The organism is Nostoc sp. CALU 546 (genome assembly GCF_048836525.1).
Map to the genome: position 1 here is coordinate 38,800 of NZ_JAWJTF010000028.1, position 12,305 is coordinate 51,104.

Below are 12,305 nucleotides of genomic sequence, written 5' to 3' on the forward strand. Positions count from 1 at the left end.
AGAATTTGAAGAAGAATTCAGAAGTCAGAATAAAGACGCAACGCGTTCGCTATCAGTCGGGGATTCAGACCGGCGCAGGAATTGTTGCACCACCACCAAATCTACGATTTGGTGGTGGTGCAAAAACGCCGATTATTTAGACGCTCCTGCGTCGCTCTAAGCGAAGCCATGCCGTTCGCGTTAGCGTCTCTGAAAGAGAAGGCTTTACGCTGTGAAGCACCGCCAGTTCATACAGAAAATATTGCTGTTAGCGGATAGCTAAGGTTTAGCCCATTCTGACGACTGACGCCTTTATTCTGTTCGATAAATAAAATTCTTTTATACACAGCCCTAACTGTGTATAAAAGAAAGTTTTTGAAGAACAATTTCTAGATTTTGAGAGAAGTTGTATCCATAAGTTGCACTGATCCTGTGCTGAAGTCACAGAAAATTGTATAATCGACAGCTTAATTAACCAAAAATTTTGTTTTCTATAGAAAATGACAGAAGTAATTAGATCCGGGAGCCTAAATAACATTGAGTCTATTGAGTTTGAAGAACAGTGCTTAGAAAAAGCTAGAGAAACAGGCGATGCCTACGGCGGGCAAAGCCAACGCAATAAAGAAGTCATTTCTTTAGCAAGTTTGGGCAATGCTTACTACTCACGAGGCGAGTACCATCTGGCAATTGAGTTTTATCAGCAGTGGTTGGATATAACGAGAGAAATAGGCGATCAATTCGGGGAAGCCAAATCTTTATCTGGGTTGGGTAACGCTTACCAATCACTGGGAAAATACCAGCGAGCGATTGAATTTTATCACCAGTGGTTGAGTATTACCAGGAAAATAGGCGATCGCACTGGGGAAGGTATTTGCTTGGGAAGTTTGGGAAATACTTATGAATACCTGGGTAAGTATGAGCAAGCGATAGAGTTCTATGAGCAGTGGTTGGGTATAACCAAGAAAATTGGCGATTGGACTGGAGAATGCATAAGCCTGGGAAGTTTGGGCAATACTTATGAATCATTAGGGAATTACCAACTGGCAATTGAGTTTTACCAGCAATGGTTAGGGCTGGCAAAATTCATTAGCGATAATAATAGCCAAGCTATGGCCTTGAGTGGTTTGGGCAGTGCTTATAAAGCTTTGGGAGAATACCAAAGAGCGTTTGAGTTTTATCAACAATCATTAGAGATTAAAAGGGATCTCAATGACCAAAATGGGGAAGCAAACGCCTGGTTTAATTTGGGTTTGGTGTTAGAAAAAATTAATCGAGAATCAGAAGCGCTCAATGCCTTTTGCAATGCTCGTGAAATATATCATGTAATGGGACTTGATGAAAGTCTGCAAGATTGCAATCATGCAATTGAACTTCTTTCTCAAAATGTTGCAACTTTCGCATCTGTCTTCTGGTTTGAAAGATGGTTAAATCATTTGTCGCAGTTGATCAAATCTGGTTCCAAACGATGAACAGTGCTGAATTACAAGTGCTGTTGGCTCCGCTACCGCTAACAACACTCGTAACTCACTCAAGACTCAGCACCATACTTATTAAATACTGCAACTGAGTCCTTGCGATCAAAGGAAAACACAGAAAACGGATCTTTTCGATTCCCCATCTCCATCCCAGGAGTACCTACAGGCATTTGAGGAACAGATAAACCAGCAATATTTGGCTTTTCTTGAAGCAGACGTTTGATGTCGTCTGCTGGGACGTGTCCTTCGATCACATATCCATTAACAATTGCTGTGTGGCAAGATGACAAGTTATCCGGCACGTTGTACTTTTGTTTGACTGTTTCGATGTTAGGTGTAGAAAAGTCTGTGATTTTAAAACCCTGTGCCTTTAAGTGATCAATCCACCCGCCACAACAGTTACAATCAGGACTGTGATATACAGTGGCATTGAGCGCTGCTGATTTTAATGGTGTCTGTTTATTCTGGATATGCGTAGTAGTACTTACTAGTTGAGCATAACTCACAGGAGCAGTGCTTCCCAAAATGCCCAACACTCCTGCTGTTAGACAAATCATTACTACTACTCGCACAGCAGCACGTACCAAGATGCGAGGTAAGAATTTTTGCCCGCAATAATTCAAAAGCACTCTGCGTCTCTCTGTGTTTAAAAACACTGCGATTTTACGCAAAACTATATTATGTTCCATAAAGCAAAAGCGATTCCTTATTAGTGATCATAACTGCAAGAGACTTCCAAATAAAAAATGCCTAAAAAAGGCTACAAGATAGATTTTGTAGCCTTTTTAAATAAAAATAAATTGAGCGATCGCTTTTCTTAAGGCGATCGCTATGACTTTTTGCAATCAAAAATACTCAATCTTTGCCAATTTCATCCCACAATTACATATCTTAAAGGCGTGATGGTGTTAAAAACTAATTGTTTGTGGCTTAAAACTCGATACACTATCCCAATAATTAACCTGATTAATATTCACCTTGAGCAAAGCAATATCGGCTTCGTCCAGTCCTTTTGGAAACCAGGTTTGAAGTTCCGGCTTCCATAGCTCTTGCATCTTGTTGCGGTCTGTCACAAGCTGTGCTGTACCTGAAATAGAAACGAAACGCTGCGGACTGGGTGACGAAAAGCTGACATTGACCTGTGGATGATGTTCAATCTCAGTTACCTTATGAGAAGCGGCATAGGTAAAAAACCAGAGTGTAGCATCAGAATTAATCTCGCCACTCCTGGACATCGGGTAACTATGCAAGCTTCCATCATCATCGACTGTGGTAAACATACCATAATCAATATCTTTAATTAGTTCATGCAATTTTGTAATTTGTTGGTTGCGATCTGTAGAAGTTGTCATTGGTTGTAGTTTTTTCTCTATTTACTTTTTCTAGACTGCAATTCCTTAATTACAACTAGATTTAAGGCTGGCAATGCTATTTTTTAGTATTAAGCTTTTTTGTTTCAATTGCGTGAGCCTAGAGGTGTAGTTCTCATAAAATCAGCTATTTTAGTTATATCTCTAGACATATTGCTTGAGAGCCACTATTTTGTTTATGCATCAATTATAGAGATAGTATTTGGAACAAATTTAGTGCTGCGATCGTCTATGGGTTTTTGAATAAAAATATAAACTCAAACAAATTCTGGCAAACAAATTCTGGGACTGTGAAATTTTATGTTAGATTTGTACCTTATGAATGAGTCTCTTCAACCTATAGCAGGAGTATCATTTTGCATTAAGCACCTAAGATAATAAAGAACCTAGACAATCAAATCGCAGTATATCTGCCTTTCAAATTATGGATTGGAAATACAGGTGGAAAAATGGCTATAAACCAAGCCGAGATGAAGCGGTAAAAAACCCTCATTTGTTAGATGAAAGTCAGTTCGATAATGAGCAAGACCGAAAGCTAGCTGAAGAATCTGCAAGGAAGCATTTAGGCATACCTGCACCAACTTTAGATGAAGATAAATCAATACTACCTCATTAATTTCGCCTAATGACAAGGCTTAATAAGACTATTTTCCAAAATTTTTGCAACAAATAAATTGGCTATAGGGGCTTACATTTGTACGCCCCTAATCATGTATCTGTAGTAAAATTTTTGTGAGAAATACGACCTTTGGGCATTTTATGCCTATGTACACCCCGCACTATTAGAAACTTCGATAAAATGCAGATTAATCAATTTTTCAATCGATTAAAAAACCGGAAATTCGCTAAGTTGCTCACTCAAACAGTAGCTTTAGGTCTAGGTGCTATTGTTCTCCTCTCAAGTACTAATGCGAATGCTGCGGAGCAAGTTATTTTAAAATATGGTACTTTTCAGGGGCAAATATCTGTTCAAGAGTTAACTCAGTTTACAGAAACCGGCAAAACTACCCCGACATTAAAAGCCTATTTACAAGCAGCGCAACAAGATCCAGCTGTAGCTCGTAAGGCACTTAAAGCTTCGATAAAAGCCGATCCTTCCTTTTTAAATAGCTTACTGTCTAGCTGGGCGGGGCCAGTTTTAGTTAACCAAATTGGTGAGGTAATTCGTCCTACCGAAGGAGAACTAGATCAGGAAGCGCTGCGAAACGCTTTAAGTGAATCTATTAAACAAAATGGTGAAGTTACACTGCTTGGAGCCATTCAGAATTATCCAAGTACTTCTGTTGAACTTGAAGGAGATCGTCTCATCCCCGTTTATGAACGCCTAAGCAATCTTGCAAAACTTTTCTGAGGCTAGTACCGCAAGGCGGAATTAAAAATTAAAAATTAAAAATGAAGACAGCGTAAGGGTTTTGTTGATTGGGAATGGGTGGTTTATTTACGCCGTGCTGTACTAGTTACTGCTGAAATTTAATACCGATGAGTCTATCTTAAGGCTCTATTCTGTGGCTGAGAAATTCCCTAACGTAATTGTAGAGTTAGGGAAAAATTTATATGACAACCAACGTTTCTAGAGATATTAACAAGAATGTTAATGGAGCGCTGATCACTGGTGTTCTTCTGAGTATTGTCGGGGCTATTGCGATCGCAGTGCCAAATATCTCAACGATATTCGCCGAGACTTGGATTGCAGTGATTTTGATTTTCGCAGGATTTACAAAACTAGTGTACGCCACTCAAACCCGCGATCGCGGAGGTTTCATTTGGAAAATTTTGTTGAGCGCACTCTATATTGCAACGGGCATAATGCTATTTGTTTATCCTTATACAGGCGTGCTTACACTCACTCTGTTGCTTGGCAGCTTTTTGCTGACTGAAGGCACATTCGAGTTAATTCTGGCATTCCAGTTACGTCCGCAAGATAACTGGACGTGGATACTAGCTGATGGCATCATCACACTGGTATTAGGTGGAATGATTTGGTTCCAGTGGCCCTTCAATGCGCCTTGGCTTCTTGGCACACTAGTTGGTGTCAGTATTCTTTTTACTGGCATTTCACGCGTGATGTTGGCATTGAATGCGCGTTCTACCTCGAATCCTACTAACGAAGCCACAAATGCTACTTAGTAGATGGGGAATGGGGAAAACTAATTACCAATGCCTTATCCCAAACTTCAATAGTCAAAGTTTACAACGAGATTGCAGCAGCGATCGCCTTCATATTGCTAAATTAACTAAGGAAATCAAAATCCAGGCCAGCTAGCTGCTTTTCAACAATGGTATCTATTGCTACTCCCTTCTCGGATATTCAAAACCATTGGGCACGCTTATTTATTACAGCCTTAGCCCAACGTGGTATTGTCAGTGGGTCGCCTAATGGCACTTATCGCCCCGATAACTCACTCACCCGCGCTGAATTTGCCGCCATCATCGCCAAGGCATTTCCCACCGTTGCCAAGAAGCGGCAGTATGTCCCCTTTGTTGATGTACCCACTAGTTATTGGGCAGCAGCCGCCATTCAAACAGCTTACGAAAAAGCATTTATTAGTGGGTTTCCTGATAAAAGTTACCGTCCCGCTAACCGAATTACTAAAGTAGAAGTATTAGTTTCCTTGGTAGCTGGTCTAGAAATTGCCACCAAAGTAAAACCTGACCTCCTCTCAGCACTTCCACAAATTTATCAAGATTCTGTTCAGATTCCTGAGTATGGCCGAAATCACGTAGCTATTGCCACTAGTGCCGGATTGGTGGTTAGTTTCCCTAATCTAAAATTACTCAGTCCTAATATTGCAGCCACCCGTGCAGATGTGGCAGTAATTATTTATCAAGCTTTGGTGTATTTAGGTCAGGCTGAAAAAATTGCCTCTAGTTACTTAGTGCAGCCGCCAATAATCACACCTACACCAATACCGACTCCAACGCCAACACCAACGCCAACACCAACACCAACCCCAACACCAACGCCAACCCCCACACCTATCGGTAGCGTTAGAGTAAATCATAGCCGGGAGTTCCGGGGGGCATGGTTAGTATCTGTGTGGAATGGTGATTGGCCTTCCAAAGCCGGACTCTCTGTTGCCCAACAAAAAGCTGAACTCACCGAAATTGCGATTAAATTACAAGCGCTGAACTTCAATGCCCTGATTTTCCAGGTGCGACCGGAAGGAGACGCTTTATATGAATCTCAATTAGAGCCTTGGAGTGCTTGGCTTACCGGAACTCAGGGGAAAGCACCAGAACCATTTTATGATCCTTTAGCGTTTGCGATCGCAGAATGTCACAAGCGCAATATTGAAGTTCATGCTTGGTTCAACCCTTACCGCGCTAGCACTTCCACCGACCCAGCTAAAACAGTCCGTCCCCACCTAGCAGCTACCAATCCAGAAAGCGTTTATTTGTGGAAAACTCAACGCTGGATGGACCCAGGACTGAAAATAGTTCAGGATAGGGCGTACAACGTAATTCTCGATGTAGTGAAGCGCTACGATGTTGATGGCATTCACTTAGATGATTATTTCTATCCATATCCCATCGAAGGACAGTCTTTTCCCGACGACAAAACCTACGCTGCATATAAAGCAGCCGGTGGTACACTCAGCCTTGGCGACTGGCGACGGGACAATGTTAACAAAATGGTACAGCGCCTCTGGCAGGGAATTAAAGCAACCAAACCCGACGTAAAATTTGGTATTAGTCCCTTTGGAATTTATCGCCCCGGACAACCCGCTGGTATTACTGGGTTGGATGCTTACAACGTGCTGTATGCCGACTCTAAGAAATGGTTAGAAGAAGGCTGGATTGATTATATTGCTCCTCAATTATATTGGCGCACAGACCAACCACAACAAAGTTATTCGGCGTTGCTAAAGTGGTGGACACAGATAAACACAAAGCAAAGACACGTTTACGCTGGGAACAATTTGACAGAACCAAGCAACAAGAGTCGAGAGAGTGGTGAGATTGAAAAGCAGGTGATAATTAGTCGCAGCCAAGCTGCACAGTTGTCATTAGGGAATATCTTCTTTAATCTTGGTGTTTTGACGGAAAATAGTCAGGGCATTGCTGATAAATTCCAAAGTCTGCTTTATAACAAACCTGCGCTACCGCCAACTTTGCCTTGGCAAGATACAACACCACCCCCACCACCGACTGGACTACAAGTCAATAACCGCAAACTGAGTTGGCAGCCTGGTGATAATCAGCCAGTTCGTTCTTGGACACTTTATCGGCTGAGTGGCGATACTTGGACAATTCAGCGAATTTTGTCTGCTGGTACAACCTTCGCTACCGTCCAACAAGCAGGAAGCTATGCCGTATGTGCAGTGGATAGATTGGCAAATGAGAGTGCAGGAACAGTTATTACAGTGAGTTGAAGAAAAGTGCTGCCGATAAGTGCGTAGGCAAAGCCCGTCGTAGACATCGCTTGCGACGGGCAAAGTGATTGCTGTTATGCTGTTGTGTAATATGAGTGCGACTCCGAATAGTACGTCTTACCACTACAGGGAAGCAAGCTACGCGTAGCGTCTCGCAGATAAGACATCGCATCTTTAAAATACTAGTGCAAAGTAATCAACCTGAACCAGTTAAATCCGATTGGATAGTTAGCCTTTTAGGAAGAGTTAAAGCTCTGGAAGTAAATCCCCATGAAGAAGCATTAACCTCCATTTTGGTTGAGCAAGCTTTGGAAAATGCCATACGTACTGCTACCAATCCTGGTATATCACTGGCAGCAGCTTTTGACCTGATTGTAGCTGCTGAGTACTATACAAAACTAACTAATAAAGGATGGCTTTATTGTCCAGTAAATAATATTCCTCTGTTAATTTACCCATATACTAACACTTGTCCAAGATGTGTTTTACAAGGTAATTTTTACTATCATCAGGCAAATAAATTACCATCTGGAACTATTGGCAAAACCACAAGTCGTTTGCTCTGTGTATTTCTAAAACATTTATTTAAAATTAATTCGAGGAATTTAAAAATTTATCATGGTGCTGAACCCGTTGACGTCATAATTCATGATGAGAAAGAGAGTGTAGTCTTGCTTGCAGAAGTAAAAGCCGCACCATTGACAACACTTCCTTTAGCAGCGAAGGTTGAGGTACAAACCGAGATGGGAGAACATGGAGAACCAATACCTTGTTCGCATTCTCCTACAGATAATTCATTTCTGGCATCATCTAACTTGCACATAATTTTGCCCAAGTTAGAAGGAGATTGCTGGAACTATGAACTTGTGGATCTAGGAGTAAAAGGAAGCCATAGTTCTCCAACATGGGCATACGAACAAATTGGCAGAAGTTTTGTCCGGGATAATCAACTGTTTTATCGATATTTTCAGTTTTGGAATATTGCCTATTCTGCGTATAATAAAGCAGCACGCGGTAGGGGAACTATACCTGAAGCTGTTTATTGGTTAACAAATGCTTGTGGACAACCTACTCCTAGACCTTTGACTTGGCCAGTTAGAAAGAGTGGTGATGGGTACGAATCCGTCTCTGATGGTAAATCTAGCGTAGGAATGGACAGAACTGATGATATTAAAAAAGGAATTTATCAAGTCTTAAAAATTGCTGCTACAGGAAAGCCAAAACATAGTCAAATAGCAGTAAAAACTGCTTTGCTGTCTAATATTCATGCTGTGCGTCACTATAATGATTACCTGCTCGAACTTCAGGATGTTATATGGACGCTAGATGAAACAGGAAAAGCGAAAAAAATTGCAGATTTGCCACCGGAAAAAGAGATTTACAATCTTTTTGATGGTATAATCACCTTCACCCAAAGCCATGTGAGAGATGACTGGATTTCAGAAAACTTCCAATTTTAATAGTCCGTGCAAATTGGTTGCAAATCACATTGCTAGACGGGTTGGTTCAGATGTACAAAAGCGTATCGATGCCTTAAAAATTGGGCAAAAAATGCAGGATTTGCCTGAAGAACTTTGGCACGATAGCTTTAAATTTTATCTCAAGCACGATCCAAATCGTCAGGGTGGACCAAATTTAAGAATAATTCGTCTTGATCCAGATAAACCCTCTCTAACAGTGACGGGGTACATTTTCAATAAGTTCGTCCATCCCTATAAAAATCGATTTATTACTGTGCGAGAAGCAGCTCGTTTACAAGGGTTTCCTGACGATATAAAGTTTGAGGGAACCCTAACAAGTACTCAGCTTCAGGTAGGTAATGCTGTACCTGTACCGCTTGCAGAAGCTGTGTTTAAATCTTTAGTTCAGCAAGCAAAGTTGTTAGGATTTGAAAATCGTTCCCTCAAAGCTTTCAGCTTATTTAGTGGCGCAGGAGGTATGGATATTGGTGCTTATCTTACGGGCAGTATAGAAACTAAGGTAGCTCTCGATAATTGGTCAGATGCTTGTTCAACACTGCGTGGTTTTTTTGGTGGCCATATTTGCGTTTTGGAAAATGATATTTCCACTGTAGAAAACCCGTTAAGTCTATGGCAAAAGTTTTCTGGTGAAGTTGAGAAACCAGATATTGTCTTTGGAGGCCCACCCTGCCAATCTTTTAGTCAGGCAGGTAAACAAAAAGGCTTTCAGGATGATCGAGGTGGTATGATTTATGAATTTTTACGTTTTGTCGAGCACTTGTACCCACCTTTTTTTGTTATGGAGAATGTATCTAATCTCAAAGGTATTGCAGGTGGCACAGTATACCAGCAAACTTGGGATAAGATGGCGAATTTAGGTTACAACATCTCAGTCGGTGTACTTTTAGCTGCTGATTTTGGTACTCCCCAGTTAAGGCGGCGATTATTTTTTCTTGGTTGCCGAAAGGACATTGGTAGTATACGCTTACCTTTATCTACTCATAGTCCTGAACTTGAATTATTTGGGCTACTACCCTACGTAACTGTTGGTAAGGCTTTTGTTGACTTGGCAGAAGCAGAGTTCAGCCGTTAATTTTCTAATCGGAAGATTGACCAGAAAGACTTTAAAGGGATTGAGCTACGGTCAACTAGGCGTATGATTAACTTACATATTGGCTCAGGCAGATCATCGACTTTCTGCGGTGGAATTATGAGTATGCCAGTATCATCAACCCTTGTCCATGATAACTGGATGGGAAATTAGGGATTAACCTTTCGGTAGATTTAGACAGAATCATCAAAACTGTATATTTGAATGGGGTAACACATAATTTGCCACAAAACCTCATGCTAAATCAGTAATTTCAAGATAAACAGATGAAATTTTGATTGAATTCTAGTCAATTTGTTCCTTAAGTTCCTCAAAAGCCATGACATCCCCTGAGCCTCAAACTGATTTTGGAGAAAAAGCTCCACAAAGCTCATTTGAGCCACCTTCTGGAAAACGGCGGTGGCTTTGGTTATTTTTAGCAGCACTACTATTGTTAGGGGGCGGAGTACCTATAGTTTGGCGTTTACTTACTCCGCCAAATTCAGCACCTTCAACTGCTAACCCTCAACCTCAAGGTGTAAGAGTCAAAATATCCACCGTACAAAGCGGCATCGTTGAGGAAAGTTCAGATTTTATTGCTAGCCTAAAATCCCAGCGCTCAGTTACGCTCCAGCCGAGGATTCAGGGCCAAGTTACCCAGGTACTTGTAAAATCGGGAGATTCAGTAGCCGAAGGAACGGCGATTCTCCAAGTAGATCGTACACCACAAGCAGCGATCGCTCTGAAAAATTCTGTACCTCCAGCATTTTTAATGCAACTGGCAAATGCCCGCGCTACACTCCAATCTCTGGAAGCAGAACGACCATCATATATTGCAAATGTGCAATTGTATGAGCAAAATTACGAAAAGTTTCTTGCTCTAGCTGAACAAGGAGCCGTATCTCGACAAACTAGCAATCAGTTTGCTAATAGGCTCGCTAATGCTAAAACTAGTCTTAATGCAATTGATTCCAGGATTCAAGCACAACGAGCCAATATATTGCAGGCTGAAAAAACCTTGCAGCAAGCTAATGTAAATACTCAAACACAACAGCCCCAGTCTGACAAAATTACCGCTCCCTTTAGTGGCACTGTTGGCAACCTCGCTGTGAAAGTTGGTAATTTAGTTAATACTTCTACACCATTAGTTAATATCACCCAAAATCGACCTTTAGAAGTGAATATCTCTGTGCCACTACAGCAAGGGCCTCAATTGCGTAAGGGAATGCCAGTGGAGGTCATGAACACACAAGGTCAAAAGCTGGGTAGAAGTAGGGTATTTTACATTGCACCTAATCCTAGTACTGAAACACAAACAATACTGATCAAAGCACTTTTTGATAACCCTACAGGTCAACTACGTGCAGATCAATTGGTGAGGGCTAGAGTGTTCTGGAATCAACGCCCCGGAGTTTTAATTCCCACAACAGCAATGACTCGTGTAGGTGGGGACACTTTTGTTTATGTAGTTGAAACAGAAACATCTCCCCAAGGCGTATCTCAACAAGTAGCTCGGCAAAAGCGAGTAAAGCTAGGCGAGATCAAAGATAATAATTACCAAGTTATTGAAGGATTACAGCCAGAAGATAAAGTTATTATCTCAGGTTTGCTCAATCTTAGGGATGGTGTTGCGATCGTTCCAGAATCTTAATTAAGAGGAGTGGGGAGTGGGGAGTAGGGGAGGTAGGGGGAGATGAAGGAGAATAACCAATGCCCCACCATGCCCCATGCCCAATTCCCTAAATTTAACCTTGATACAGTACGTTAACAGCAGATAATTATTTTGATTAACCAAAATAAAACTCGATTAATCTATGGCGTCTTTGACAGGGAAGGTTGCAATTATCACTGGTTCATCGCGGGGAATTGGACGAGCGATCGCTCTCAAGTTAGCTGGTAATGGTGCATCTATTGTCGTTAACTATGCAGGTAATGCAGTCAAAGCACAGGAAGTTGTTGCAGAAATTGAAAAGTTGGGGGTAGGTGCGATCGCTATCCAAGCTGATATTAGCAAAGTACCCGACATCAAACGGTTATTTGAGCAAACACTCGAACGCTTTGGTAAAGTCAATATTTTGGTCAACAATGCCGGAATTGCCTTCTATAAACCAATTACTCAGGTGAGTGAAGAAGATTTCGACAAGATTTTTGCTATTAACGTCAAAGGTACTTTTTTTGCTTGTCAAAAAGCCGCGCAACACATGGCAGAGGGGGGACGGATTATCAACTTTTCCTCATCTACTACGGCGATGATGCTGCCAACTTACAGCGCTTATGTAGGAACCAAGGGTGCTGTTGAACAAATCACGCGGGTAGTAGCTAAAGAATTAGGTGCAAAAGCGATCGCAGTTAATGTTATTTCTCCTGGCCCCACGGATACAGAACTATTCCGAGAAGGCAAAACCCAAGAACAGATAGATCGTTTAGCCCAAATGGCGGCTTTTGGTAAACTGGGAGATGTGCAAGAAATCGCCGATGTAGTAGCGTTTCTTGCTAGCGACGAAGCTAGGTGGATCACTGGGCAAAATATTCGTGTCAACGGTGGAATCGCGTGAGGA

General features: G+C 41.6%; 12 protein-coding genes. 10 read left to right on the forward strand and 2 right to left on the reverse strand.

Annotated features, from left to right (window positions below):
- Positions 1–5 precede the first annotated feature (5 nt).
- Both RRG12_RS16130 and RRG12_RS16135 read left to right on the forward strand, forming a co-directional pair.
- Positions 6–140 (forward strand): hypothetical protein, encoded by a 135-nt coding sequence (locus RRG12_RS16130; RefSeq protein ID WP_256090905.1) that lies wholly within the window; start codon positions 6–8, stop codon positions 138–140.
- Between the two features lie 339 nt (positions 141–479).
- Positions 480–1,448 carry a tetratricopeptide repeat protein gene (locus RRG12_RS16135; protein ID WP_420759987.1) on the forward strand — a complete coding sequence of 323 codons (969 nt, stop codon included), beginning with the start codon at positions 480–482 and terminating at the stop codon, positions 1,446–1,448.
- A gap of 59 nt (positions 1,449–1,507) precedes the next feature.
- Here the strand turns inward: RRG12_RS16135 and RRG12_RS16140 are convergent, their stop codons facing one another.
- The gene (locus RRG12_RS16140; RefSeq protein ID WP_420759988.1) at positions 1,508–2,083 is read right to left on the reverse strand and encodes a DUF411 domain-containing protein; all 576 of its coding nucleotides are present in this window, start codon (positions 2,081–2,083) and stop codon (positions 1,508–1,510) included.
- A 279-nt stretch (positions 2,084–2,362) separates the two neighbouring features.
- Positions 2,363–2,806, reverse strand: coding sequence for a pyridoxamine 5'-phosphate oxidase family protein (locus RRG12_RS16145; protein WP_069069609.1), 444 nt, complete (start codon positions 2,804–2,806; stop codon positions 2,363–2,365).
- Positions 2,807–3,248: 442 nt separating this feature from the next.
- On the opposite strand from RRG12_RS16145, the gene RRG12_RS16150 reads away from it, so the two are divergent.
- The 8 genes from RRG12_RS16150 (at position 3,249) to RRG12_RS16185 (ending at position 12,302) form a co-directional block, all read left to right on the forward strand.
- Positions 3,249–3,440: a bromodomain-containing protein gene (locus RRG12_RS16150; protein WP_069069608.1), complete on the forward strand. Its 192-nt coding sequence runs from the start codon at positions 3,249–3,251 to the stop codon at positions 3,438–3,440.
- A 183-nt stretch (positions 3,441–3,623) separates the two neighbouring features.
- Entirely contained in the window at positions 3,624–4,175 is a 552-nt protein-coding gene (locus RRG12_RS16155) for an alpha/beta hydrolase (RefSeq protein WP_069069607.1), read from the forward strand.
- A 203-nt stretch (positions 4,176–4,378) separates the two neighbouring features.
- Complete coding sequence (locus tag RRG12_RS16160; RefSeq protein WP_069069606.1) at positions 4,379–4,951, forward strand: HdeD family acid-resistance protein; 573 nt, start codon at positions 4,379–4,381, stop codon at positions 4,949–4,951.
- A gap of 149 nt (positions 4,952–5,100) precedes the next feature.
- Complete coding sequence (locus tag RRG12_RS16165; protein ID WP_420759989.1) at positions 5,101–7,197, forward strand: glycoside hydrolase family 10 protein; 2,097 nt, start codon at positions 5,101–5,103, stop codon at positions 7,195–7,197.
- Positions 7,198–7,382: 185 nt separating this feature from the next.
- Positions 7,383–8,657 (forward strand): hypothetical protein, encoded by a 1,275-nt coding sequence (locus tag RRG12_RS16170; RefSeq protein WP_420759990.1) that lies wholly within the window; start codon positions 7,383–7,385, stop codon positions 8,655–8,657.
- A 13-nt stretch (positions 8,658–8,670) separates the two neighbouring features.
- Complete coding sequence (gene dcm / locus RRG12_RS16175) at positions 8,671–9,750, forward strand: DNA (cytosine-5-)-methyltransferase (RefSeq protein ID WP_256090904.1); 1,080 nt, start codon at positions 8,671–8,673, stop codon at positions 9,748–9,750.
- A 337-nt stretch (positions 9,751–10,087) separates the two neighbouring features.
- Positions 10,088–11,398 carry an efflux RND transporter periplasmic adaptor subunit gene (locus tag RRG12_RS16180; RefSeq protein ID WP_420759991.1) on the forward strand — a complete coding sequence of 437 codons (1,311 nt, stop codon included), beginning with the start codon at positions 10,088–10,090 and terminating at the stop codon, positions 11,396–11,398.
- A gap of 163 nt (positions 11,399–11,561) precedes the next feature.
- Complete coding sequence (locus RRG12_RS16185; protein WP_420759992.1) at positions 11,562–12,302, forward strand: SDR family oxidoreductase; 741 nt, start codon at positions 11,562–11,564, stop codon at positions 12,300–12,302.
- Positions 12,303–12,305: the final 3 nt, after the last annotated feature.

Excerpts from the sequence above, each read along its gene's own strand:
- RRG12_RS16160 (WP_069069606.1), top strand. The coding sequence starts at position 4,379 with ATGACAACCAACGTTTCTAGAGATATTAACAAGAATGTTAATGGAGCG.
- RRG12_RS16155 (WP_069069607.1), top strand. The coding sequence starts at position 3,624 with ATGCAGATTAATCAATTTTTCAATCGATTAAAAAACCGGAAATTCGCT.
- RRG12_RS16150 (WP_069069608.1), top strand. The coding sequence starts at position 3,249 with ATGGATTGGAAATACAGGTGGAAAAATGGCTATAAACCAAGCCGAGAT.
- RRG12_RS16145 (WP_069069609.1), bottom strand. The coding sequence starts at position 2,806 with ATGACAACTTCTACAGATCGCAACCAACAAATTACAAAATTGCATGAA.
- RRG12_RS16135 (WP_420759987.1), top strand. The coding sequence starts at position 480 with ATGACAGAAGTAATTAGATCCGGGAGCCTAAATAACATTGAGTCTATT.
- RRG12_RS16180 (WP_420759991.1), top strand. The coding sequence starts at position 10,088 with ATGACATCCCCTGAGCCTCAAACTGATTTTGGAGAAAAAGCTCCACAA.
- RRG12_RS16185 (WP_420759992.1), top strand. The coding sequence starts at position 11,562 with ATGGCGTCTTTGACAGGGAAGGTTGCAATTATCACTGGTTCATCGCGG.
- RRG12_RS16165 (WP_420759989.1), top strand. The coding sequence starts at position 5,101 with ATGGTATCTATTGCTACTCCCTTCTCGGATATTCAAAACCATTGGGCA.